General features: G+C 40.0%; 22 protein-coding genes and 1 pseudogene. 1 reads left to right on the top strand and 22 read right to left on the bottom strand.

From position 1 onward, the window contains the following. Nucleotides 1-162: 162 nt before the first annotated feature. The 10 genes from dprA to B2V22_RS07310 form a co-directional block, all read right to left on the bottom strand. Nucleotides 163-1,083: a DNA-processing protein DprA gene (dprA, locus tag B2V22_RS07355; RefSeq protein WP_290491537.1), complete on the bottom strand. Its 921-nt coding sequence runs from the start codon at nucleotides 1,081-1,083 to the stop codon at nucleotides 163-165. Between the two features lie 67 nt (nucleotides 1,084-1,150). Continuing rightward, nucleotides 1,151-1,960, bottom strand: a complete 810-nt coding sequence (locus B2V22_RS07350; protein WP_290491536.1) for a ribonuclease HII — start codon at nucleotides 1,958-1,960, stop codon at nucleotides 1,151-1,153. Beyond that, complete coding sequence (gene ylqF, locus B2V22_RS07345; RefSeq protein WP_290491534.1) at nucleotides 1,961-2,836, bottom strand: ribosome biogenesis GTPase YlqF; 876 nt, start codon at nucleotides 2,834-2,836, stop codon at nucleotides 1,961-1,963. It abuts the gene before it with no gap. Nucleotides 2,837-2,922: 86 nt separating this feature from the next. Beyond that, nucleotides 2,923-3,483 carry a signal peptidase I gene (gene lepB / locus B2V22_RS07340; protein ID WP_290491532.1) on the bottom strand — a complete coding sequence of 187 codons (561 nt, stop codon included), beginning with the start codon at nucleotides 3,481-3,483 and terminating at the stop codon, nucleotides 2,923-2,925. A gap of 94 nt (nucleotides 3,484-3,577) precedes the next feature. Then, nucleotides 3,578-5,164, bottom strand: coding sequence for a S41 family peptidase (locus B2V22_RS07335; RefSeq protein ID WP_290491530.1), 1,587 nt, complete (start codon nucleotides 5,162-5,164; stop codon nucleotides 3,578-3,580). A 58-nt stretch (nucleotides 5,165-5,222) separates the two neighbouring features. Beyond that, a complete protein-coding gene (locus tag B2V22_RS07330) occupies nucleotides 5,223-5,456 on the bottom strand; it encodes a YozE family protein (protein WP_003140866.1) in 234 nt (77 codons plus the stop codon). A 24-nt stretch (nucleotides 5,457-5,480) separates the two neighbouring features. Further along, complete coding sequence (locus B2V22_RS07325; RefSeq protein WP_290491527.1) at nucleotides 5,481-6,128, bottom strand: YpmS family protein; 648 nt, start codon at nucleotides 6,126-6,128, stop codon at nucleotides 5,481-5,483. Nucleotides 6,129-6,133: 5 nt separating this feature from the next. Further along, the gene (locus B2V22_RS07320; RefSeq protein ID WP_290491525.1) at nucleotides 6,134-6,649 is read right to left on the bottom strand and encodes a dihydrofolate reductase; all 516 of its coding nucleotides are present in this window, start codon (nucleotides 6,647-6,649) and stop codon (nucleotides 6,134-6,136) included. A gap of 55 nt (nucleotides 6,650-6,704) precedes the next feature. After that, a complete protein-coding gene (locus tag B2V22_RS07315) occupies nucleotides 6,705-7,658 on the bottom strand; it encodes a thymidylate synthase (RefSeq protein WP_290491523.1) in 954 nt (317 codons plus the stop codon). 61 nt (nucleotides 7,659-7,719) lie between these two features. Then, complete coding sequence (locus tag B2V22_RS07310) at nucleotides 7,720-9,633, bottom strand: ABC-F family ATP-binding cassette domain-containing protein (RefSeq protein WP_290491521.1); 1,914 nt, start codon at nucleotides 9,631-9,633, stop codon at nucleotides 7,720-7,722. Between the two features lie 172 nt (nucleotides 9,634-9,805). Between B2V22_RS07310 and B2V22_RS07305 the strand changes: the two genes are divergently transcribed. Then, complete coding sequence (locus B2V22_RS07305) at nucleotides 9,806-10,165, top strand: hypothetical protein (RefSeq protein WP_290491519.1); 360 nt, start codon at nucleotides 9,806-9,808, stop codon at nucleotides 10,163-10,165. Between the two features lie 226 nt (nucleotides 10,166-10,391). Here the strand turns inward: B2V22_RS07305 and ftsH are convergent, their stop codons facing one another. The 12 genes and pseudogenes from ftsH to truB all read right to left on the bottom strand — a co-directional run bounded on the left by ftsH (nucleotide 10,392) and on the right by truB (nucleotide 26,077). Continuing rightward, complete coding sequence (ftsH, locus tag B2V22_RS07300) at nucleotides 10,392-12,278, bottom strand: ATP-dependent zinc metalloprotease FtsH (protein ID WP_290491518.1); 1,887 nt, start codon at nucleotides 12,276-12,278, stop codon at nucleotides 10,392-10,394. A gap of 195 nt (nucleotides 12,279-12,473) precedes the next feature. Then, nucleotides 12,474-12,995 (bottom strand): dCTP deaminase, encoded by a 522-nt coding sequence (dcd, locus tag B2V22_RS07295; protein WP_290491516.1) that lies wholly within the window; start codon nucleotides 12,993-12,995, stop codon nucleotides 12,474-12,476. A gap of 340 nt (nucleotides 12,996-13,335) precedes the next feature. Next, complete coding sequence (locus B2V22_RS07290; RefSeq protein WP_290491514.1) at nucleotides 13,336-14,370, bottom strand: zinc-binding dehydrogenase; 1,035 nt, start codon at nucleotides 14,368-14,370, stop codon at nucleotides 13,336-13,338. Between the two features lie 67 nt (nucleotides 14,371-14,437). Next, nucleotides 14,438-15,210 (bottom strand): annotated as a pseudogene (locus B2V22_RS07285) (SDR family oxidoreductase). Between the two features lie 382 nt (nucleotides 15,211-15,592). Further along, nucleotides 15,593-17,416, bottom strand: a complete 1,824-nt coding sequence (lepA, locus tag B2V22_RS07280) for a translation elongation factor 4 (protein ID WP_290491512.1) — start codon at nucleotides 17,414-17,416, stop codon at nucleotides 15,593-15,595. A 371-nt stretch (nucleotides 17,417-17,787) separates the two neighbouring features. Further along, nucleotides 17,788-18,954 (bottom strand): molecular chaperone DnaJ, encoded by a 1,167-nt coding sequence (dnaJ, locus tag B2V22_RS07275; RefSeq protein WP_290491510.1) that lies wholly within the window; start codon nucleotides 18,952-18,954, stop codon nucleotides 17,788-17,790. Nucleotides 18,955-19,044: 90 nt separating this feature from the next. Beyond that, a complete protein-coding gene (gene dnaK, locus B2V22_RS07270; RefSeq protein WP_290491508.1) occupies nucleotides 19,045-20,871 on the bottom strand; it encodes a molecular chaperone DnaK in 1,827 nt (608 codons plus the stop codon). A gap of 76 nt (nucleotides 20,872-20,947) precedes the next feature. Continuing rightward, nucleotides 20,948-21,499, bottom strand: coding sequence for a nucleotide exchange factor GrpE (grpE, locus tag B2V22_RS07265; RefSeq protein ID WP_290491506.1), 552 nt, complete (start codon nucleotides 21,497-21,499; stop codon nucleotides 20,948-20,950). 12 nt (nucleotides 21,500-21,511) lie between these two features. After that, nucleotides 21,512-22,564, bottom strand: a complete 1,053-nt coding sequence (hrcA, locus tag B2V22_RS07260; protein ID WP_290491504.1) for a heat-inducible transcriptional repressor HrcA — start codon at nucleotides 22,562-22,564, stop codon at nucleotides 21,512-21,514. A 249-nt stretch (nucleotides 22,565-22,813) separates the two neighbouring features. Continuing rightward, nucleotides 22,814-24,001: a M20 metallopeptidase family protein gene (locus B2V22_RS07255; protein ID WP_290491502.1), complete on the bottom strand. Its 1,188-nt coding sequence runs from the start codon at nucleotides 23,999-24,001 to the stop codon at nucleotides 22,814-22,816. A gap of 199 nt (nucleotides 24,002-24,200) precedes the next feature. Continuing rightward, nucleotides 24,201-25,148: a riboflavin biosynthesis protein RibF gene (ribF, locus tag B2V22_RS07250; RefSeq protein ID WP_290491500.1), complete on the bottom strand. Its 948-nt coding sequence runs from the start codon at nucleotides 25,146-25,148 to the stop codon at nucleotides 24,201-24,203. A gap of 17 nt (nucleotides 25,149-25,165) precedes the next feature. Further along, complete coding sequence (truB, locus tag B2V22_RS07245; RefSeq protein ID WP_290491498.1) at nucleotides 25,166-26,077, bottom strand: tRNA pseudouridine(55) synthase TruB; 912 nt, start codon at nucleotides 26,075-26,077, stop codon at nucleotides 25,166-25,168. Nucleotides 26,078-26,308 lie beyond the last annotated feature (231 nt).

Raw genomic sequence — 26,308 nt, 5'->3', positions numbered from 1 at the left:
GCTTTACATATTATGCTAGAATAATAGCATTTGTCAAATATGAAAATTAATTGCTACAAATGAATATATAACCTAAAGTTAAAATAAGCAAGCAATATATGCCCATTTAATTATAGTAGAAAGTTATTCGTTGGCAAATTTACAGGCAAAATTTAAATTTTTCTATATACTGAAAAATAAGTCGCGCAGGATTTCTGAAGCCTGTAATGCCGGCGTTGCGCCGTAGTATATTAATTGGTTGGTCCCTGCAGAAAAAGGGTTCGAAATCGGACCTGGCACTGCAAAAACCAGCCTATTTTCTTGTAAGGCATAATTAGCCGTGATTAATGATCCAGATTTTTCAGCTGCCTCAATGACCATAGTTGCTTGACTGAGTCCTGCAATAGCTAGATTTCGGTAAGGGAAATGCCAGCGTTGAATTTTAGCGTGGTTGGGTAGTGGTGAAACGAGCAAATGATTTTGGGCAATTGCTGCCTGCAACTTTAAGTGGTCACTTGGGTATGAAGTCAACAAGCCTGTGCCAATAACGGCAATAGTATCACCATGTGCCATTGCACGTTTGTGGGTATAGGCGTCCACCCCTTTAGCTAAGCCAGAAACAATCACCACTGCTTCACTTAATTCAGGGATCAGTTGGTCAATAGCTGACTTACCGTAAGTAGTCATTTGTCTAGACCCCACAACAGCCATAGCAGGTTTTTGAAAAAAAGCTAGATTCCCCTGGCAAAATAAAACTAAATTAGGTTGGTAGGTTTGCAGTAAGGCTTTTGGATATGTTTGCGTATCGAGGATGGTCACCGGTTGAATATGATAACGTTTATACAATTTTCTAAAATAAGCAAGTGAGTACTTTTGCTTAAACCGTCCCCAAGCCTTTAATTTCTGTGTATCTTGAAGACCTTGTATATGCCTGTCTAAGTCTTTGACACTAGTCACTTGGGCTTGAATCATATCGGCCAATTCCCGGTAGGTAAATATACCAGATTCAAAGGCATAGACTAACATCGATTCCGTCATAGCTAAGACATCTTCCTCATTTTTAAGCATCATATCAATATACGGATTTTCAATTTCAAATAACAAAAAACCACCCCTTTACATGTATATACGTAGGAGGTGGTTGAATTTGACTAATTAGCATGATTTATTTTTACAAATAATTTTTCACCGGCGCAAACGTCTTGCGGTGAATGGGACTTGGACCGTATTTTTTTAAACCATCTAAATGTTGTTTAGTCCCGTACCCAGCATTGGCTTCAAAACCGTATCCTGGATATAGGTCTGCATATTCTGCCATCAAGTTATCCCGGTATTCTTTGGCATAAATGGACGCTGCTGCAATGGCATAAACCGTCGCATCGCCCTTAATAATAGCTTCTTGAGGCGCCTTCTTGTAGTCATTCAAATGGACCGCGTCGATTAAGACATAATCAGGTGCCGGATGCAATTGGTCTAAAGCAGATATCATAGCTTGCTTTGTGGCAATTAAAATATTTGTTTGGTCTATTTCTTCAGCTGTTTGGATCCCAATCGTTTTTGCGATGGCATATTTTTCAATATCTGCCACCAAGGCTTGGCGTTTTGCATGGGATAACTGTTTAGAATCATTAAAATATACCGGTGGCATGTCACTAGGCAAAATAACAGCACTAGTGACAACCGGACCTGCTAAGGGACCACGTCCAACTTCATCCACCCCAGCAATCAATTGATAGCCTTGCTGACGTAGTTCGTTTTCTCGCGTTTTTAGCTGTTCAATCTGGTCAAAAATCGCTCGCTGCTTAAGTAAGGCCTTGTCATAGCGTAACAAGGCATTTTGCACCCCTTTACGGCTATCTTCTCGTAAAGCTTGTACGTAGACTGGGTCAACCTCATTTGAGGCCAAGTAGGTTTGAATTTGGCCGATTTTTAAATTGCCTAAGTCAGCTAAGTCAAAGGCTGTCTTTTTCTCGTCAGTCATTTAATCACTTACCTCAATATTTTCTGAAATTTGGTATTCTTCAATCCGGTCTAGGGTCATGCGGCCCAGTTTACCGTCTCGATAGTCACGGATAATCTTGTCTGAAGCCCGGTCGTAGTCTTCTAACATGCCCATTCGCTTGGTTAAGGCCATCAATAGGTCGGGATACGGCGGGGGGGGGGCTTCAGCCTCGATTGGGTAGTAGTTGCTGATAGCATCCGGGTAATAATGTAGGAAGAATTCTAGGGCGAATAAAGCGACGTCATCCTTATAGAAATGGGTGTCTTTAATCCCACCAGTTAGGGCCAGTTTGTCGGCTACTTCCTGGTCTTCAAATTTCGGCCATAAGATACCTGGTGTGTCCAATAGTTCAAAATCTTTATCGATTTTAATCCATTGCTGTCCTTTTGTAACGCCTGGTTTATTCCCTACTTGGGCTTTCTTTTGCTTGGTAAACTGGTTGATAAAGGTTGATTTACCAACGTTTGGAATCCCAATAACCATTACCCGGATCGATTTGTGTAGAATCCCTTTGTTGCGCCACTTGTCTTGGATATCTTGGGTAAAGTCTTTTAAAGCTTGGCGGAAAATTTTCATGTCACCTAGTTTTTTAGAATCTAAAGCGATAGCTAATTTGTTTTCGCCACTAAGGGCTTTGACCCATTCTTTGGTTTGTTGGGGGTCGGCCAAATCTTGTTTATTTAAAACAATCATGTGGCGTTTATTTTTAATGATTTCGTCTAACATGGGGTTCATACTGGCTGTTGGAATACGGGCGTCCCTAATTTCAAGGACGATATCCACTGCACTAAGTTGACTTTGAACCTCTTTTTTTGCCTTAGCCATATGGCCAGGATACCATTGAATATGTGCCATGGTTAAGCTCCTTTCATTTAAAAAAGTTGGCTAAGTGCGCCAACTTTTTAATGCATATTTGTGACTGTTTTTATACCTATCTATTACTATTGTACACTACCGAAGTCGGAAAATGGCCAATACCTAAAGTGGGTTGTGCCTTCCACGCTATCAGCATCAATAAAACCGAAGTAACGGGAGTCATGGGATACTTCCCGGTTGTCTCCTAATACGAAGTACTTGCCTTCTGGAACAGTTGTTTCGCCGGTAATTTCTTCAAGGGTAAAGTCGTTGGTAAAAGTTGTATCATCTGGGAATCGCTCAAAGTAGTCTTCTTTGATAGAATCTAAATAAGGTTCGTCAATCGCTTCGCCATTGATATATAAAACATCATCTTTGTATTCAATTGTGTCTCCCGGTACCCCGATAATCCGTTTCACATACTCGTCGCCTGAGCCGTCTGGCGCTGGGAAAACGACAATATCAGACTGGTCAATTTCTTCTGTTAAACTTAGGACAAACCGGTCCCCATCTATCATCGTGTTGGCCATTGAATCGCCGTCAACTCTAAATGGATAGAAGAAATATGTTCTAACCACCCAGAAGATAACAAGCGCGATCACAACTGAAATCACAACTGAAAATACTTCATCAAAAAACTTTTTCATAAGGTCAATCCTTTTCACTGGGTTCTAATACCCATTCTTTTAGTATATTCATTTGTACCTATAGCACCCTACCATTTTAGCGCTTTTGTTTTTATTATTCCAGAACTTCTACTGCTTTATCTAGTTGGGTGTCATTAGAAGCGATTAATGATTGGATAGCCGAAATCATGGCACTCGCTGTTTCCGTATCAATCACACCTGTTTCAGGGAGTCCTTGGTCCGCTTGTAAAGCTAGCACAGCACTGGTTGTATCCTCTGCAAAAACAGCATCCGCTTCGCTATCTTGGTAACCTAAGGACACTAGAATCGCTTCGATATTTTTAATCGCTTCTGAAGCATCGCCCTCTTGGTAGGTTTGACTCGTATCAATTAAAGTTAAAGAAGCATAATCCGGTAAGTTGGCTTCAACATCCGGCGTTACACCTGTTTCATTGATCCAAGTACCATTTGGTGTCAACCATTTGGCAATCGTAATTTTCAGTTCAGAATCAGATTCAAGGGAGAATACATTTTGCACAGTCCCCTTACCAAAGGTTTGGCTACCAACAACTGGTATACCTGCAGACTCTTGTAGGGCTGCAGCTAAAATTTCTGAAGCTGAAGCAGACCCTTCATTTACTAATAAGACCACATCTTCATCAACTTGGAAGTCCCCGTAATCAGCGTCTGATGCTTCATATACATAAGGATCTGCATCTTTTTCTTGAACTTGCATGATGGTATCTCCATCATTTAAGAACATATTGGCGATTTGTAAGGCAGAAGTTAATAAACCTCCTGGGTTGCCGCGAACGTCTAAGACAAATTTCTTCGCCCCTTGTGATCTTAAGTCCTCAATAGCTGCAACCAATTCATCGTAAGTTGGGGTTGAAAAACTCGTAATTTGAACATAACCAGTGCTTTCTTGCCCTTCTAACATTTCGTAATAAACGGTTTGAATTGGCACAGTATCTCTTGTGACAGTCACGTCAAAAGTATCTTCACCACGTTGGATCGTTAAAACGACATCACTGCCCGCTTCACCGCGGATTAAAGCGACCGCTTCGGTTGCGGTATAGCCTTGGATAGACTCTCCGTCTACGGCTGTGATGATATCATTGGCCATTAAGCCGGCTTCTTCAGCAGGAGACCCCTTAATTGGGCTGACAATTTGAATGTAGTCGTCTTTTTCCAAGATTTCAGCCCCTATACCTTCAAATGACCCTTCGATGGTTTCATCCAATTGTTGGGCTGATTGGTCGGTTAAATACTGAGAATATGGGTCTTCTAGCACTTCTGTCATTCCAGATATAGCCCCGTCAACCACCGCATCTCGATCCACATCATCCACGTAGTCGCCCACAATGGTAGTGAAGGCAGCTTGAATTTTCTGGATTTCACTAGTGGTTAGAGTCGTACTTGAGGACCCTGTAATAACACTTTGACCAGGTAAACGGCCAGTTAAGACGTAAGATGTCCCAACAAAAGTTCCCCCACCAACGATAAGGATGGTCAGGATATAAACTAGCCAAGAAACACCGCGTTTTTTAGGTTTTTGGTCATTATCAGGCTCATGTCCTTCTAGACCACTTGCATCTGTGTGGCTTTGACCACTTGAATGGACTTCTTCCTCAGTAACTGCTTTTTTATCTAATTGTTCATTATTATTTTCTTTGTTTTTTAAATCTTCATCTTCTGACATATGATTCACTACTTTCTGATAGACATGTTGGTCTCAAATATTTACCCAATATTTCCTCCTACACCTGGTATTTATCGGCGTAGGATTGCCAAACTTCATCAAATGTCGATACGTAATCAGAATAGCGTTGGTTTAATTCAATATAATTGCTAATTGTTTCAAAATCGCTAGCTGATTTCGGAAAATCGCCATCTAAAAAGACCAGCTCAGCAAACTGCGCCTGCTGGTCACTCTCTAGTAAATCGGCATTTCTAAATATTTGTACATAATGATAAAAGGACTGCGTAATCATCACTCTTTCTAATAATAAACTATATTACTGGTTACCTTCCGCCTCTGTTCCGATTTGTTCCTCGATATAGGTCAATGGCACATCCAGTAAGATGTTGATTTCATCGTTAGCTAAGTCAATATCACTGGCCCGAATAGCAAAATCCATGTCTTCAGACACTTGATCCAATCGGATAATAATCTGCTCTTCACCGGATAAAACTTGTAGTGGTAAATCTGTAGGTAGGGTCAATTGGAAGATAGCTAGTACTGTTGAAGTTGGCAATTGTAAACCCGCTAATTCAATATTAGTCACGTCAATGGCAATATTCCCATCTTCCATGACAGACGGATGCCCTTGCATGGTATAAGCCACTTCAGTTCCCAACGCGTCTATTAGACCAGCAAATGACACTTCGTCATCAACCGTTAACTGATAAGGTACATCCTCCCCACCGATTACTGCTGATACCAGTCGGTTAAAGGAAATAGTCGACAGGTTGGCTTCTGCTGTGATTGTTTCATCACTTGCTTCTTCTGTCGTTACTGGTTCACTCAAGCTGGCAGTTTCCTGACTCGCTGTTTGGATATACAGATAAAAGCCAATGACAGGCACTAAAATAGCCAAAAGTAATAGCCAAAAGGCCCACTTCCAAGGATTGATTGTTTTTTTAGTATTCGTTTGCTTAGCCAATTAACTTACTCCTTTATCTGGTCCTCATCCACTTCTCGGTAGAATACGAATTTGTGTGGGTAGGCATTTTTCTCATCTACCACCCCTTCAATCACCTCGTAAGCTTCAAAGTCATCTAGGTTTGGGTCAAAATGGACATCCCCATCAAATTCATGGTTAATTGTTGTCACGCGTAATTCAGAAATATAAGGCCAAAATAGACGGTAAATAGAGTGTCCTCCCATAATAATCACATCTTCTTTTTCAGCTAGCGCCAAGATGTTATCGATAGAATCGGTTAATTCAACATCCGTTTGGTCATAGTCTGATTCAAAAGGGGATTTCTGGCGGGTAATGATAATATTGTGACGGTTTGGTAATGGCTTATAATCCAAACCTGCGTATGTCTTACGGCCCATCACAACAGTCTTACCAACTGTTTGGTCTTTAAAAAACTTCAAGTCATTGGGTAAGTACCAAGGTAGTTTGCCACCTTTTCCGATCAAATGGTTGATATCTTGTGCCCAGATTGCAATTAACATAGTAATTCCTCCTTATCAGCTTGTGACAGAAATAGGTCTTGATTGTTATCTATTATTATACCGCTACTGGTGCCTTAATTGCATCATGAGCTTTATAACCTTTAACTTTAATATCATCTTTTTCTAGATCAAAGATAGATTTACCTTCGCCACCAATTTCTAAAATCGGTAGGTCAAGTGGTTGACGGCTTAATTGCTCATATACTTGGTCAAAATGGTTGTTGTAAATATGCGCATCGCCAAAGGTATGAATATAATCACCAACCTCTAAACCTGCCTCACGTGCCAATAAATGTGTCAATAAAGCATAAGAGGCGATATTAAATGGTACACCTAGAAAGGCATCACCAGAACGTTGGTAGAGTTGGCAAGATAACTTCCCATCTTGAACGTAGAATTGACTCATTGTATGACAAGGTGGTAAAGCCATATTCGGCACATCTTCTGGATTCCAAGCTGAAAGCATTATGCGACGTGAATCTGGGTTATGTTTCAATTGGTCGATAATATTAACGATTTGGTCAATTGAATCACCCTCACGTGTTTCCCAATGACGCCATTGTTTACCATAAACATTACCTAATTCACCAAATTCTTTAGCGAAATCATCATCTTCTAGGACGCGTTGGCAAAATTCTTGTTTCACTTCTTGGTAGACCTTTTTAAATTCTGGGTCAGCATCAGCTCGTAAACCGAAGTCCGTCATATCTGGTCCTTGATAAGCATCTGATTCTATCCAACGTTTAAAGGCCCATTCATCCCAGATGTGATTGTTATTTTCTAATAAATAGCGAATATTGGTATCCCCTTTTAGGAACCACAACAATTCACTCTTGATTAAGCCAAAAGGTACTTTTTTAGTCGTTAATAAGGGAAATCCTTCGCTTAAATCGAAACGCATTTGGTAACCAAAAACTGATCTGGTACCTACACCCGTACGGTCGCTCTTATCTTGTCCATTATCTAAAATGTGTTGTAAAAAATCTAAGTATTGCTTTGCCAAAATCATTGCCCCCTAATTTAATTTGCATCAACTTCTTGTTTTTTATGTCATCGTAAAATATCTGATATTACATCTCTAATGTTGACAGGTATTCCCAGTAAGTCATTTTTTCAAGCAAATCATTTTCTTTGCTATCCTTCTCTAATTGCAATTCAGATAGTTTGCTGTAATCATTTCCGTTTTCGTTCATCGCCTGGTCAATGGCTTCAATATCCATTTCCAATTGCTCAATTTCACTCTCAATAACGGCCCAATCCTTCTTTTCTTGCCAAGACATCCGCTTCGCTTTTGGCGTTTCTTCTGTCACTGGCTCAGCAGCTTGTTTGTTTTGCTCACTTTGACTGGCCACTTTCTGCGATTGACTAGCTTGATTTTTTGCTTCTTTCATTGCGTCTCTATAGTCATGGTAGTTACCATAGAATAATTGTACTGTATTGTTCAAACTGTCCACAATAATAAGCTTTTCAACCACCTTGTCTAGGAAATACCGATCATGGGAAACGGTAATTACAGTCCCCTGGAAGGTCTCTAGGTAGTCTTCTAAGACAGATAGGGTATCAATATCTAAATCATTTGTTGGCTCGTCTAAAAGTAAGACATTGGGTCTAGTCATCAATATCTTCAATAGGTATAGTCGTTTTCTTTCCCCTCCTGATAGAGTGCCAATTAACATGCCATGCGATTCACGGGGAAACAAGAATTGCTCTAGCATTTGTGCTGCAGATGCTTGTGTTCCATCATCATAAACGTACTCAGAAGCGATTTCCTGCACGTAGTTGATCACCCGTTTGTCTTCTGGTAGATCGGTAGGAATTTGTTGGAAGTAGGCGATACGGACCGTTTCACCCGTTTTTACTTCACCTGAAAGTGGCGCTTGAATGCCAGCAATGGTATTTAGGAAGGTTGTTTTACCAGCCCCATTATCCCCAATTATCCCAATACGCTCTTTATTCTGTAATAATAGATTTATATTGGTAATTAAAGGCTTATTTGGGTAACCTACCGTTAAGTTATCGAATTCAAGGACTTTATTACCCAAACGTTGAGTATCTAAATCCACTGTTAATTCGCTATCGTCTGGTGTTTGACTAACTTTTTCTTTCAAGTTTTCAAAGCGGTGAATACGGGCTTGTTGTTTCGTGGTTCTAGCTTTTGCCCCTTTACGCATCCAAGCCAATTCACTCTTATACAATTTCTTCTGTTTCGCCATGGTTGCTGCTTCAATCTCATGCTCAGACTGTAATTTTTCCAAATAAATTTGGTAATTACCTTCATATTGTTTCAAGTCGCCCCGGTCCAAGGCGAAGATATGGGTTGTGATTTGGTCTAAGAAGTACCGGTCATGGGTTACCACTAAGACTGATTTCTTGTAGTTAGCAATGTAGTTTTCTAACCATTCTACCATTTCAAAATCCAAGTGGTTAGTAGGCTCGTCCATCAGTAACAAATCAGGTTCTTCAATCAAAACTTTGGCTAAACCGACACGTTTCCGTTGGCCCCCAGACAAGACTTTAACTTCTTGGGTTAGGTCATGAATACCTAATTTAGATAAGATCGTTTGGATTGTCGTATCCAAAGTCCAAGCGTTCTGCGCATTCATTTCTTGCTCAATTTGCTGAAATTTCTTTTGTAATTGGCTATTTTCTGAATCTAATTGCAAGTCCAAGGTAACTTCTTCATACCGACCAACTAATTGGACGATGGGACTTTCAGAGTGATAAACGGCCTCAAAAATCGTTTGGCTTTCATCTAGCTCTGGATCTTGAGTGACAATGCCCACTGTAAAATCTTTTGGATGTTCGATCTGCCCTTGATCGAGGCTAGATTTCCCCGCAATAATATTTAATAAGGTGGTCTTACCTGAACCATTGGCCCCAACCAACCCAACGTGCTGCCCTTCTCTAATTAAAAAGGAAACATCATTCAATAGTTGTTTCATACCATATGTTTTCGACCAATTTAACGCTTTATAATCTTTCATATATAACCTAGTCCTCTCCGTTCATTCTCTTTTATTTTACCATAGAACAAGGTCTATTCAGAACGCTTTAGCAATTCTTATCTTTAACCCTGACAAACAGTGACTTTCATTTTCTAAAATTGCAATAATTCGGTATAATAAACTAACAAGTTCCCATTGGAGGTAACCATTCATGAATAACAAACGTCGTGTCTATGTATACAACGGGTCGTCAGGTTTAGGCTGTCTCAGTCTGATTATGGTCTTAGCCCTAGTCATTTTCCTATTCATATTCTTCACAAAATTATTTATCCAAATATTCCCGGCCTTATTATTGATCTTGTCAATCATCTTATTAGTCCGCAGTATTTATAACTTATGGCAATGGTGGAAAAAGGACAAGCACGCCCAAGCTGGCGGCTTTATCGAAGTTGATGGCGTCATCGAACCGATTGAAGCGCCAGACAATCAAGCGAAAGACTACCATACACAAAGAATTTTCACATCAATTGTCGGCATCATTTTGGCCTTATTACTGATGAAATACCTATAGTATGAAGGCATCAGAACGCAACACAAAGCTATAACCACTGACACTGAAGAAAACTAGTCCCAAATACAAGCGGTCAATTTTTAGAAACCATCCAAAAGATTACTGATGTGTTCATTGCCCTTCTAGCCTTTGTTTTATTCGCTGGCTACCGGCTAGGGGTTTTGACTCTGCATAACCACATAAAAAACGTTCGTGAAAATTTCACGAACGTTTTTTATATTACTTGTTATTTATTTAAAATTTGCATGAATTGTTGACCGGTAATGGTTTCTTCCTGAATTAGGTATTCAGACAGCTCATCCAATTTTTCGCGGTTATTCATCAAGATTTCGCCGGCTTCTTGGTGGGCACGTTTAATCAATTCAATGACTTCTTGATCTGCTTTTTCAGCGGTACCACCAGATATCTGACTCTGTGTATTGTCAGACAGGTATCGATTAGTACGACTTTCCAATTGCATCATGCCGAAAGTATCCGACATTCCGTATTGTGTGACCATAGAACGGGCAATTTTCGTCATTTTTTCAATATCATTTGAAGCTCCGGTAGTGATTTCACCAAAGACCACTTCTTCAGCGGCGCGTCCACCAGCAAGGGTCATCAATTGATTGTACAACTCTTGTTTGGTGTAAAGTGATTTCTCACCAGTTTCAACCTGCATAGTATACCCAAGGGCACCTGACGTACGCGGTATAATCGTAATTTTCTCAACTGGCGCTGAACCAGATTGTTGGGCCGCAACAAGGGCATGACCAATTTCGTGGTAAGAAACGACGCGACGTTCTTCTGGCGATAAGATATCGTTCTTCTTGATTTGACCAGCTAAGACAACATCTACTGATTCATCCAAGTCAATTTGGCTAATTTCCTTGTGCTTGTTACGAACGGCACGTAGCCCAGCTTCGTTAATGATGTTGGCAAGATCAGCACCGGATGCCCCAGCCGTTGCACGGGCAATGTAACGGTAGTCGATATTTTGACCCATCTTATATTCTTTAGCGTGGACACGAAGAATTTCTTCACGTCCTTTTAAATCAGGTAATTCCATAGACACTTGACGGTCAAAACGGCCAGGACGTAACAAGGCTTTATCTAAAGATTCTGGACGGTTAGTTGCAGCTAGAATGATTACACCCTTGTCGCCTTCAAACCCATCCATTTCAGTAAGCAATTGGTTTAAAGTTTGCTCACGTTCGTCATTGGTCGAATAGGAATTGTCACGAGATTTACCAATCGTATCAATCTCATCAATGAAGACGATACATGGTGCTTTATCGTTGGCTTGTTTAAAGAGGTCTCGCACTTTAGCTGCCCCTCGGCCAACAAACATCTCAACGAATTCAGAACCTGCGATAGAGAAGAATGGGACACCGGCTTCACCAGCAACGGCTTTAGCCATCAAAGTTTTACCTGTCCCTGGAGGTCCTACTAATAGGACACCACGCGGGGCTTGGGCACCAATTTCTTGGTATTTCTTTGGTTCCTTCAAGTAATCTACCACTTCAACTAAAGACTCTTTGGCTTCATCTTGACCAGCTACATCTTTAAAGTTTCGTGAATTATCTGATTTTACATACATTTTGGCATCTGATTTACCAAAGTTCATACCTCCAAATCCGCCACCAGATAGGTCGATTTTAGAATCGGAACCACCTGTCATCTTCTGTATTAATTTACGCATTAACCAGTAGATCACGGCAAATGGTAAAATAAAGGTCAGTAAGAATGAGATAATCGGCGAAGTTGGTTGATGGATTTCCGTTTGGTAAGTTACATTATTCGATTCCAAACGGTTGACTAAATCAGGATCATCCACCTTACCAGTGGTATAAACTTGCGTTTCACCATCTTTTTCAGCGGTCCAAGTTAAATCATATTGATTGATTTCAACACTTTCCACCTGGCCAGCCTCTACTTGGCTAACAAATGAAGAATACGGAACTTCTTCTACCTGCATCCCAGTAATGGCTGGGAATAGTAAATTCAACCCAAGAATCACCAATATAATCCACCAGAATGCGTTCATAAAGTTAAAATAACCACCACCATTAGGAGAGTTACCAAATTTAAACCCTTTCTTCCGGTTTTTCTTCTGTTTTTTATTTTTGCTCATATATTCACTCCTGCTCATTTTGTCAAAAATATATAAGTTATTTAGACCTGACATCCTTGTCATAGTCTACACTTCTTAACTACAAATATATTATAACGCATACAAAGTCAGATTTGGTCAAAGCATACTTGCTTTCACAAAAAAAGCCATATTCATGGCTTTTCTTCACAAAATATTCATAATTGGACTGGCACTTTATTTGATAAAGTCTTGGTATAAACGGGATTCTTGAATCCCTTGGTTGTTAGCATATTTTCCAGAAGAATATAAATCATATTCACCGTTAATTGTATGATAGTAGATCTGACAAATTTCAACATTGGGATAGATACGGATTGGTTGTAAGCAGTGCATTTCTAAGGTCCAGTAACCTGAGAAACCAACATCTCCGAAACCAGCGGTTACATGGATATATAAACCTAATCGACCAATTGAAGAACGCCCTTCTAACATAGGCACATATTTATCTGTTTCAGTATATTCCACTGTCCGGCCTAAGTACAATTTGCCTGGTTCTAATAAATAACCTTCTTCAGGAATTTGAATCGATTTCAAGGTTGGTTTTTTCTTCATATCCAACACGTCATCTTCATAATAAGCCAATTCATTTGAAAGTCTCAAATTATAAGAATTGGGATTAACCTGACTTTCATTAAATGGCGTTATTTCAATGCCAGTTCCTTGCTCTTCAGCAATTTTCTTACCTGATAAAATCATACACTCACCCTTTGTTCACTATTTTATTTCATTATACCCTTAATTTGGCAAAAAGAAAGATGGTTTCTAGCTGGTGCTTTCTAGAAATAAGACCCATGCAAGGAAAAACCGGAAGCTATTCACTTCCGGCTAACAACATTTATTATGTTAAATAGGCTTTAATCACGTTTTTGACCAAATCAATTTTACTTAAGTAATCTTCAGCAGATACATACTCGTTTTATTAATGTGGTAATTTATCTTCACCTGGCCCAAATATAACAAGATCAGAGTCTTTGTCCATACTTGCGAAAGCTTCCGCATCTGTCACTGGTGAATCATTGGGGGAATGGTCATTTAGTTAGTCAGAAATAACTAGTAATGATTTAATGGCACGGCGTTCGTCCATTGCTGTATAAGCTTCTTGCACATCATCTAAGTCAAAGGACATGTTAAAGACCTTACCTGGATTGATCCGCCCATCTAGAACGGCATCTAATAAGACTGCACGGTCATGGGTTGTCACTGCGGCACGACCGCCACGCAGGCCGATGTTTTTCCAGAATAATTTATTAGTATCTAATTCATCGATATGGGGCACACCAACCCGGCCAACAACGGCACCTGGACGTGCCAATTGGACAGCAGTTTCAACAGCTAATTGTGAACCGACACACTCTAAAACGGCGTCAGCACCTTCGCCTGTCAATTCCATGATACGATTGATTCCTTCGTCTCCACGCTCAGCAACAATGTCAGTTGCCCCAAATTCAAGGGCTAAATCTTGGCGGTCTTTGTGACGACTCATGATAATAATGCGTTCAGCCCCTAATAATTTAGCCCCGATAACACCACACAAACCAACTGCCCCGTCACCCACAACGACTACTGTATCGCCGGCTTTCACTTCAGCGGTGACAGCAGCATGGTAACCGGTAGCCATAACGTCTGCCAAGGTGGTAAATGACTTCAACATATCTGCAGAATAGTCACTAGGTTGGCCAGGAATTTTCACAAGACCCCAATCTCCGGATACATAACGTAAATATTCAGCTTGAAAACCTAATGCACCGCCTGTGAAAGTAGTGCAATCCCCGTCAAATCCTGCCTTACATGCAGCACAGTGGCCACAACCATGGGTAAATGGCACGATGACAAAGTCACCTACTTGTACATTTTTAACTGCTGACCCAACTTCTTCGACAATTCCAATCGCTTCATGCCCTGTTTGCGAGCCTGAAACCTTATCATTAATACCGCGGAACCACCATAAGTCAGACCCACAAACACATGCACGAACAACGCGGATAATGGCATCGTGTGGTGCTTGAATTTGCGGACGGTCCAAGTTAGTGACGGTCATATTTCCTGGTTCCTTAAAAATTGCTGCTTTCATATTATTACGCCCTTTCTGATTTTAAAATGTTCTTTATCAAAATGATTTGGTTTGATAATTCGCTGTATCAATCGCCATAATAAAAAGTTGCTGTTGCCCCGCCGTCAATCAAGTAATCTGATCCGGTAATAAAGGCACCATCACTGCTCATTAAGATTGACGCTAAGTTAGCCACTTCATCCGCCGTTCCTGGACGACCCGCTGGACTCTTCGTGAACATATCCTTATAGAAATCGCCACGTGGGCCGTTAAATTCGTCCAGTGCTAAGGGTGTGACAATTATACCAGGTGAAATTGCATTGATACGGGCACCCTATTTGCCCCATTTAACGGCTTCAGCAATGACCCGTTTCCCATTCCCTCGTTTAGCCAATTGGTAGGCGTGGAGCGAGTCCTTGACATTGTCAGTTTGTAGCAAGTCTAAAGCCAACAATTGGTCTACTGGTGTTGTCGCTAGTAACCGGTCCTCTTCGGCGGTTAAGGCTGGCATCCTGTAGCCTGACTGACTAGAAATAGTGACGCCACTGCCACCTGATTTGATGACTTTACCTACTTCTTCCAACAATACGGCCGTCCCATACAAATCTACCTTGAGGATAGTTTCAATGGATGCTTGACTTGGGGACACCCCTGCTGCATTAATCAACAGGTCAATCTCACCGTAGGATTGCCCTTTTTCAATGAAAGTCACGATTGAATTCTTATCAGCAATATCAATTTCAGTGGCTACAGTATCAAATCCGGCTCCCTCCAAATTATCCGCAATCAAGATGGCATTGTCAAAGTTTTTGTCACCAATTAGAATCTTATGGTTAATGCCGACACGACGGCAATGGCCATCCCTATCTGACCAGCACCTACTAACAATAGTACATCTTTCACTTTAACCCCCCTAGCAAAACCGAGACCATTGCAACATGAGATGAGGAACTTTGATGCTTTCCTCATGTCTAGGACAACTATACACCTTAGAGTGCACTCTAAGGCAAGAGGTTATTAAAGTGATTTGAAAATAAAAAAGCTTGATATTTGATCAAAGCGCTTTCAATAATTAGTTGTTTAAAAATGGAATGAGGAATAAGTAAAAGAAACAGATTAGCTATCCAAGGCGCATTCAACAAATGATACTATAAAAATCAAAAATGATAAAAAAAGAGACTAATGACATTTATAGTCATTAGTCCCAAAGTGATTGGTATCGATAAATATATCGTTTTAAATTTTATTCTTCGCCCATATCTAAGATGGCTAAGAAGGCTTCTTGCGGTACTTCGACTGAACCGATAGCCTTCATACGTTTCTTACCTTCTTTTTGTTTCTTCAATAGTTTTTGCCGACGGGTAACGTCACCACCGTACAACTTAGCCGTAACGTCTTTACGTAAGGCTTTAATATTAGTACGGGCGATAATTTTATGGCCAATTGCTGCTTGAATTGGTACCTCAAATTGTTGTCTTGGGATAACGTCTTTCAACTTGCTCACTAAAGTACGACCGCGACTTTCAGCGAAGTCTCTATGTACAATAATTGACAAGGCATCGACAACGTCACCGTTTAATAAGACATCTAATTTCACTAAGTTAGATTTTTGGTAGCCGCCCAATTCATAATCTAAGGAAGCGTAACCTTTAGTATTTGATTTCAATTGGTCAAAGAAGTCAAATACAATCTCAGATAATGGCAATTCGTATTTAACATCAACACGAATGTCATCTAAGTAGTCCATAGTGATGAAGTTTCCTCGTTTACGTTGAGCTAATTCCATTACGGCACCAACATATTCTTGCGGAACCATGATATTTGCTTTTACAATAGGTTCTTCAATAGATTCAACATAAGTTGGATCTGGCATTTCAGATGGGTTAGCCACCTCAACCATTGTACCGTCTGTTTTATACACATGGTAAATTACCGATGGTGTTGTCGCAATCAAGTCAATATTGAATTCACGTTCAATACGCTCTTGGATAACATCCATATGTAACATTCCTAAGAAACCACAGCGGTAACCAAACCCTAAAGCTTGAGAAGATTCTGCTTCGAATTCTAAAGAAGCATCGTTTAATTGTAATTTTTCCAATGCTTCACGCAAGTCAACATAGTCTGAAGAATCCACTGGATATAAACCACAATAGACCATTGGGTTCATTTGTTTGTATTCAGCTAATGGTTGGGTTGCAGGATTTGTCGCTAAAGTGACCGTATCCCCAACTCGTGTATCTTGAATAGTCTTAATAGAGGCAGTAATATAACCAACGTCCCCGGCCATCAAGTAGTCACGCGGAATTGGTTTTGGCGACATAATCCCAACTTCAGTAACATCAAACGTTTTCCCATTTGACATGATTTGAATTCGGTCACCATTACGGATAACACCATTTTCCACACGGACACTTAAAACAACCCCACGGTATGCATCGTATACAGAGTCAAAAATCAAAGCTTGTACAGGTGCTTCAATTTCACCAGTTGGTGCAGGTACTTTCTCAACAATTTGTTCCAGTAACTCATCAATACCGATATTAGCTTTAGCCGAAGCTAATACTGCATCAGAAGCGTCTAAACCAATCACGTCTTCGATTTCTTGTTTCACTTTTTCTGGATCAGCTGCTGGTAAGTCAATCTTATTGATTACTGGAACAATTTCTAAATCATTTTCAACAGCTAGATATACGTTAGCAAGTGTTTGGGCTTCAATCCCTTGTGCTGCATCCACAACCAATACGGCCCCTTCACAGGCTGCCAGAGAACGTGAAACTTCGTATGAAAAGTCTACGTGTCCTGGTGTATCAATTAAATGGAAAATATAAGTTTCCCCATCGTTCGCTTTATATTCTAACTCGATGGCATTCAACTTAATCGTGATACCACGTTCTTGTTCAAGATCCATAGAATCTAACATTTGGTCATGCATCTCGCGATCAGAAACCGTCCCTGTATTTTGTAGGATGCGGTCTGCTAAAGTAGATTTACCATGATCAATGTGCGCGATGATGGAAAAATTTCTGATTTTTTCTTGTCTGTCTTTCATTTCTTGGATATTCATTTTCCATCCCCCTCTTATTTTCAGCAATTATCATTATAGCAAAATTACCCCACTACCACAACATTTTGCCCGCTTTAAGATCAACAAGTCCATCTGTAGTAATAAGTATATGCTAGATTGAATTTGTCAGCTCTATCTTCCTATAAAACATTTCTGAAACATTTTTATACCCTCTTAAATGATATTGATGAATTTCCGATGATCAATTGAAAGTAGCCATGAAATCCCTTACTATTGGTGGCGATAGTTTCTATGCACTAGGCAATGGGTGCCTCTTTCAGATTTTAAGCCCCAAAATTAAGACCTCCTAAACGAATAACGCAAAAAAAAGTAGCACCAGTCAGATTGACTAGTGCTACTTTTTTCATTTATTAAGAAAATGCATCTTTCAATTTATCAAAGAAACCTCTTTCTTCTTCACTCACTTCGTCATTCGACGCTTTAGCGAAGGCTCTCAATGAAGCCCTTTGTTCTTCATTCAGATTCGTAGGTGTAACCACTTTAACAGTTACTGTTTGGTCACCGTTTGAATTACCATTCAATTTAGGTGCACCCTTACCGCGTAGACGGAATTTCGTACCTGTTTGGGTACCAGCTGGCACTTTCATCGATACTTTACCGTGAACAGTTGGGACTTCAATTTCATCACCTAACGCCGCTTGGGCGAAGTTAATTGGTAATACATAGCGGATTTCTGCCCCTTCACGCTCAAAGGTTTCAGAACGTTTCACACGGAAAACGACATACAAGCTTCCTGCTGGTCCCTTGTTTTTACCAGCATTCCCTTGGCCGTTAAGACGCATGCTTTGGCCATCTTCCACACCGGCTGGTACGTTTACTTTCACTTTATGTGTTACAGTTTCACGTCCAGCACCGTGGCAGTGGTGGCAAGCTTGGTCGAATACTTTCCCTTTACCTGAACATTCATGACATACAGATTGAGAAACCACACGACCTAATGGTGTTTGTTGGTAAACTTTTTCAACACCAGAACCAGAACATGTTGGACAGGTATGCACTGCTGTACCTGGTTCAGCACCAGATCCTTCACATACTGTACAGTCTACTTCACGACGGTAAGAAATCGTTTCTTCCGTCCCGAAAATAGCTTCTTCAAATTCTAGGTCCATATTGTATTGTAAGTCATCACCTTGTTGCGGTGCATTAGGGTTAACCGTACGGCCGCCTCCACCGAAACCGCTGAAGCCTCCGCCTCCGCCACCAAAGAATTGCTCAAAGATGTCTTCAAAGCCAGAGCCACCGTAAGATTGGTAACTACCACTACCAAATCCGCCGCCTCCACCGAAGCCACCATCAGTAGCTGCGTGACCGTATTGGTCGTAGGCTGCACGTTTTTGGTCATCACTTAAGACTTCGTATGCGTCAGAAATTTCTTTAAATTTGTCTTCAGCATCTGCTTCTTTGTTGATATCTGGATGATATTTTTTTGATAATTTTCGATAGGCTTTCTTTATTTCATCCTTGCTTGCGGTCTTTGACACGCCAAGGACTTCATAGTAGTCTCTTTTTTCAGCCATACTGTACTCCCCCTTGAATCATGCGAAATGTAGTCCATCATAACATAAGAAACCCCGCCCTCATAGAAGACAGGGTTTAAAACTTATGGATTATTTATCGTCGTTAACTTCCTCGAAGTCAGCGTCTACATCGCCATCATTGTCTGAAGAGTCGGCTGCGCCTTCTTGACCTTCAGCTTCTTGCGCTGCTTGTTCATACAATTTAACAGTTAAAGCTTGAATTTTTTCGTTTAATTCATCTTTCTTAGCTGTCATTGCTTCAATATCGTCAGCTTCTTGTGCTGCTTTCAATTCATCTTTAAGCGCGTTAGCTTCGTCAAGTTCAGCTTGATCTACTTTACCTTCTAATTCACCTGTTGTTTTTTCAACTTGGAAAATTAATTGGTCAACTTCGTTTTTAAGATCTGCTGCTTCTTTACGTTTTTTATCTTCTTCAGCATTCGCTTCAGCATCTTTCATCATACGATCGATTTCGTCGTCTGATAAACCTGAGTTAGATTGGATGGTAATTTGTTGCTCTTTACCAGTACCTTTATCAGTCGCTTTAACATTTACGATACCATTTTTGTCGATATCAAATGTTACTTCGATTTGAGGCACACCACGTGGTGCTGCAGGAATATCTGTTAATTGGAAACGACCTAATGTCTTGTTGTCTGCAGCCATTGGACGTTCACCTTGTAATACGTGTACATCTACAGCAGGTTGGTTATCCGCAGCAGTTGAGAATACTTGTGATTTAGATGTTGGGATTGTTGTATTACGTTCGATTAATTTAGTGAACACGCCACCCATAGTTTCGATACCTAATGATAATGGTGTTACGTCAAGTAAAACAACATCTTTAACATCACCTGAGATAACCCCACCTTGAATTGCAGCACCCATAGCTACTACTTCATCAGGGTTAACTGAACGGTTAGGATCTTTACCAGTTTCAGCTTTAACCATTTCGATAACAGCTGGGATACGAGTAGAACCACCAACTAAGATAACTTGATCAATATCTGATTGAGATAAACCAGCATCAGATAAGGCGTTTTTAACTGGTTGTTTTGTACGTTGTACTAAGTCGTAAGTTAATTCGTCAAATTTCGCACGAGATAAAGTAACTTCCAAGTGAAGTGGACCTTCAGCACCAGCCGTAATGAATGGTAATGAAATTTGTGTTGACGTTACACCAGATAAGTCTTTTTTCGCTTTTTCAGCAGCATCTTTTAGACGTTGCATAGCCATTTTGTCAGAAGTAAGGTCAATACCGTTTTCTGCTTTAAATTCAGCAATTAGGTGTTTAACGATGGCGTTATCAAAGTCGTCCCCACCTAAGTTGTTGTCACCTGAAGTAGATAATACTTCAAAGACACCGTCACCTAATTCAAGGATTGAAACGTCGAAAGTACCACCACCAAGGTCAAATACTAAGACTTTTTCGTCTGCGTCAACTTTGTCTAAACCGTAAGCTAGTGCGGCTGCCGTTGGTTCGTTAACGATACGGTCAACTTCTAAACCAGCGATTTTACCAGCATCTTTAGTTGCTTGACGTTGTGCATCGTTAAAGTAAGCTGGAACAGTAATAACTGCGTTTGTTACTGTTTCTCCTAAGTAGTCTTCAGCGTAACCTTTTAAGTATTGTAAGATCATTGCTGAAACTTCTTGAGGTGTATATTTTTTGCCTTCAACTTCTACAGTGTAGTTGTCTTCACCAATGTGACGTTTAATTGAAGCAATCGCGTTAGGGTTTGTTACCATTGAACGTTTTGCTACCTCACCAACTTGGCGTTCGCCATTCTTGAATGAAACAACTGAAGGTGTTGTACGGTTACCTTCTGGGTTAGGGATAATTTTAGGTTCCCCACCTTCTAATACAGCAACTGCAGAGTTAGTAGTACCTAAGTCAATTCCGATAATTTTTGCCATAATAAACACGTCTCCTTTTTTATTAATCTATCAATTTAAATGAATTTATCTGTGGTTAAAATTTATGTTAAATGAATTATTGTGCAATAGAAACCATCGCAGGTCGTAGTACACGATCTTTTAATACATACCCTTTTTGGAAAACAGCCACTACTTCTTCAGCTTGCTGTCCTTCTTCAGCCGGTACTGCACTTACAGATTGGTGGAAGTTTGGATCGAAGAGTTCACCTTTAGGGTCAATGACTTCAACACCTTCCTCTGATAAAGCTTGCAATAAGCTTGCGTGTACCATTTCGATACCTTTCACTAATTGCTGAGATGACTCATCATCCTTAGCTAATTCTAAAGCACGTTCCAAGTTATCGATAGCTGGTAAAATACTCTTAGCTAAATTCTGTGACCGATACTTTGAAGCAGCTTCACGTTCAGTTTGGTTACGACGGTGCATGTTTTGAATTTCAGCAGATAGACGCATAATTTGGTCATCTTTAGCTACTAATTCAGCTTGAAGAGAAGCTAATTCGCTATCTTCTTCAGTTACTGTCTCAACTTGCTCGTCTAGAACGTCAGTTTCATTGATTTCTTCATCAACATTTAAATCTTGTTGATTGTCGTCCATTTTTGTCAATTGATAGACCTCCTAAGATTTATAATAATTGTCCAGGTATCTAACCATTTCTTTTGAAATACTTTGGAAAAGCTGTGCCATACGAATGTAGGACATACTTTCCGGACCAAGTACCGCAAAAGTGATTAACTTACCTGATTTTACAGTACCCATTCTAGCAGACATTAAACTCATATTCTCCAATGTCGGATCTTTAAGTTCCTTACCCACCCTCACTTGGATACCTTGGTCTGTGGTATTAATCAATGAAGTAATCACTGATTGGTCCTCTAGTAATTGACTTAATTGTGCAATACTAGTCCCACTAGCTGAATCAGCTAATGAAGAAAATAAATAATTTTGACCATTTACCATCATACCATCACTATTGAATTGATTCATAAACCGGTGAATCAAAAGATTACTGTCTTCATTAGACCGATTCATTTGCTCAATATCTTTTAAATAGTATGTTTGCAGTCTTTCAATCACTGTTGCAAGCTCAAGGCCCACAAGTTCTTGATTCATAATCTCTGCAATACCCTCAATCAATTGCGGTGTAACCACCTCGTTGAATGACACAATTTGATTGCGAATGACACCTTTATCTGTCACCAATATGACCATTGCTTGGTCAGCGGTTAAAGACAATACTTGAAAATTGGCCAATCGTTGCTTTGCAATATCTGGCCCCATCGAAATAACGACGCTTTCTGAAAGCGAGGCTAAAGTCGCAGCCGTTTTTCGAATCACTTGACTCAAATCGTTATAAGGATCGTGGAATATCTCTCTAAGTAAAGCATCTTCCTCTTCCTCGAGCTCTAAATCAATCAATCCGCCATAATATGGCATGATGTGATTAATATAGTAACGATAACCCGCCTCAGCTGGCACTCGTCCAGATGATGAATGGGTTTTGGAAATCAATGATAAATCTTCAAGTCTGGCTAATTCATTACGTATTGTAGCAGAACTTGCGTTTATTTCTTGATGTTGAGATAAAGTTTTCGAACCGACTGGTAATTGATGTTTTGAATAATGATCAATTACCGCCTGTAAAATTAAACTTTGTCGTTTTGTTAACATCTTATCACCTCATTAGCACTTAACAACTCTGACTGCTAACATGTCTATAATATAGCACCTATCATTTCTTTTGTCAAGAATAGTCAAACTTTTTTTTGACTTTTTTTGACTTTTAAATCTTCATTCAGGATTTCAAGCTTTTGGAACTGATAAGGTTGGCTATTTTACACACTAATTCTATAGAAAAAAGACACCAAACTATTTGTAATAGTGCGGTGCCCTTTCGATTTGCATAATTTTTCGATACGCTTATTTGTTATCACGCAACCAGTTAGTTGCTGATGTTGCTAGGGTAGCAGATCCAATAATTAATGCTTCTTCATTGAATTGAACCAATGGGTGGTGAACAGGGTATACTTCGCCCTTGTCATTTGGTAATGGACAACCAATAAAGAAGTATGTTGATTCTGGCAATTTGCTAGCAATGTGTGCGTAGTCTTCTGAAGCTAAGTATGGGGGTACGTTCACCACGTCATATTTATCATCTAAAGCCTCTTTAGCAGAGACCATCACTTGTTCAGCCATTTCTTCAGAGTTGATTAATGAAGGACAGTCAGCCAATACTTCATATTCAGTTTCAGCACGGAATGCTTTACCAATATGTTCAACGATTTCTGGTAAACGTTCTGAAACATGTTCTGCTGATTCTGGGAATAATGAACGAGAAGTCCCTTCTAAAACTACTTGTTCAGGAATCACGTTGTTGGCACCACCTGGCGCAGTGATGTAACCCATAGATAATGACGCACCCTTGTTAGATGGTAATTCACGAGCTAGAATGCCGTTCGCACCATTAATGATTTGGCTAGCCACAAATACTGGATCGATACCGTTGTTTGGCATTGCACCATGAGCACCTACACCTTTAATAGTGATACGAAAGTTTAAAGCAGATGCTAAAGCTTCTTTTTGGTGGATCTCAACATCGACTTTGTCACCATTTGGCCACATATGTAAAGCCATACCAGCGTCTGGTGCTGGGTTTTCTAAAATACCTTCTTCAACCACTACACGCCCACCGTTTAAAGTTTCTTCTGCTGGTTGAAATAAGAATTTGATTTGACCTTCTAATTGGTCTTCATTTTCTTTCAACATTTTTAAGACCATTAATAAAATAGTGGTGTGCATGTCATGACCACATAAGTGTCCATTCTTATTTTTAGATGTACATGCTGATTGAGATTTTTCAGTGATGGGTAATGCATCCATGTCTGCACGTAACAATAAAGTTTTACCCTTAGCAGAATCACCCAATGTTCCAGTAATGCCGTATAAATCACCTACGTCTTCGTATACAATGCCAAACTCATCAAGCTTTGATTTCACAAGTTTAGTTGTTTCTGGTAATTCAAAACCAACTTCAGGGTTTTCGTGTAATTGGCGACGAACCTTTACTGCATCATCAAAAATTTCTTTAGCAAGATCTAAATATGCCATTTTGACATTCCTCCAATATTTATTATTTTCCTATTCTAGAATTAATCTAATCAAATCTATAAAAACAATCAACTACAAGTTTTTATGTCAATGTTTCTCTTTTCATCGATTTTATTTACCTACTTTTTGTCAAAAAAACGCCGAAGAGCTTTCCTCAGCGTTTATTTCAAACTCAAATTTCAAATATTTTACAACAGTGCTATTTTTGCAAACTTTCTAAATAATTTTCAGCATCAATGGCATCTTGGTCCATTTGTTTGATCAAGGCTTCAATGCCATCGAATTTAAGTTCCGGTCTAAGGTATTTATGCCAATAAACCGTCACGTATTCCCCGTAAATCTCCCCTTTAAAATCTAGAAGATGGATTTCTACAGTTCGTTTACGATTTTCTCCAAAGGTAATATTAGTCCCAATGGATGCAACACCAGGATAAACTTGGCCATTCAACAGCATTTCAACCACATAGACCCCTTCGACTGGGATCAACGACTCAGTAGGCACCATTAAATTAGCCGTTGGATAGCCGAGCTGACGTCCGCGTTTCTCTCCGTGAACAACAATCCCATCAATTGAATAGATATAGCCCAATTGTTGGTTAGCTTTGTCAATTTGACCGGTATTCAAATCATGGCGAATTTCAGTTGACCCCACCTTGCTGGTATCTTCCGATAATTTATTGACTTCAATAATGTTAAAACGACCAGCCGCATGGGTCGCTAAGGTCTGCATGTTGGCGATATCCTTTTTCCCGTAGGTATAATCAAAGCCAGCAACAACAGTTTTCGCATGCAAACCAACCATATATTGATCGACAAACTCTTGTGGTTTCAAGGCTGCGAATGATGACGTTAATTGCGCAACATAAAGGTAATCTACCCCAAGTTGTCTCATTAATCGTTCTTTCTCGGCTAAAGTAGTTAAATAAGTTACCTCTTCAGGATGGATTTGTTGGTACATGATCCTTGGTGCCATATTGAAAGTCATTACAGCCAGTGGTAATTTCAAACGGTCAGCATCATCACGGGCCGCTTGAATAACCGCCTGGTGACCCCTGTGAACCCCATCAAAAAAGCCCAAAGCCAGGACGACATCGCCCGCATAGACCGTTGATTGTTTAAAAGGATGGTGTAAATTTATCGTTTTCATTCAGTATCGTCCAATCTTTAAAACATTTTACTTGGTTTTATTTTACCATCTTTACTTGGATGGACATCATAAAGCGCCTTTAACTTGCTGTCGATATATGCCGTCACCGGTAATTGGTTTCTTAAATCAGCCGGTAACGTCGCCAATTCTAGGACTGACCCATTTTCCACCAATTTCACTAAGTGGCTATCCTCAGATGGAACCTGCCAAACGGGATAGGCAGATAAGGCCGATTCAACTGGCACCAACCAAGTATAATCCTCTGCTTCAACCGCCTCTGCTAATTGTGATAGTGTCAGACAATCTTTCCTTGAAAAAGGGGTTGATCCGTCCCGAGTTAGGCTAGTCATCGTCGCTGGCACCCCTAGTTTTCGCCCTAAGTCGCTGGCTAAAGTGCGGACATAGGTCCCCTTGCCACAAACCACTTCAAAGGCAAAAACTTGCTTGCCGTCCTCAAAACGAGATGGACCCACTAACTTGAAGTCGTGCACAAATACCGGGTGTTCAGGTCGTTCAACATCAAGTCCTTCACGGGCATACTCATACAGGCGTTTCCCTTTGACTTTAATCGCCGAATACATGGGCGGAATTTGGATGATATGCCCTGTTAATTCATGCATCAATGCTTGAATCTGATCATCTTTAAAAGGAATGGCTAATGATTCTTCAGCAATCACTTCACCATCTAGGTCTTCAGTTGTCGTTGCAAATCCTAGGGTAATTTCGCCAGTATAGACTTTGGTTTTGTCCATCAACAATTCAACCAACTTAGTCCCCTTACCTAAACAAATAGGCAAAACCCCGTCAACATTAGGGTCTAAGGTCCCTGTGTGCCCAACTTTCTTCATTTTTAAAATTTTTCTTACTTTAAATACACAATCGTGACTAGTCATGCCACGTTCTTTCCATAAAGGCAAAATGCCATCCATAAACTCACCTCATATCTAACATATTGTAACATATGAGCCACTGAAAAACTGATTCGAATTGTGGTTACCCATTATTTGAACCTGAAAAATTCTAGTCTAAAAATATGACAATCTTGATAACAGACCTCGACAATCATCATTTGGCACGAAACTAATGGTAAATTGCTGGTCAGCTTGACCCGCCACTTGTCATTTTTAAATCATAAAAAGGCTCTACAATATATAGGACTG

Source organism: Aerococcus sp. UBA6277, from assembly GCF_002440555.1.
In the GTDB taxonomy this organism is placed as follows: Bacteria; Bacillota; Bacilli; order Lactobacillales; family Aerococcaceae; genus Aerococcus.
Note: the sequence above shows the minus strand (reverse complement) of the source record. Positions and strands in the feature narration are given on the sequence as shown.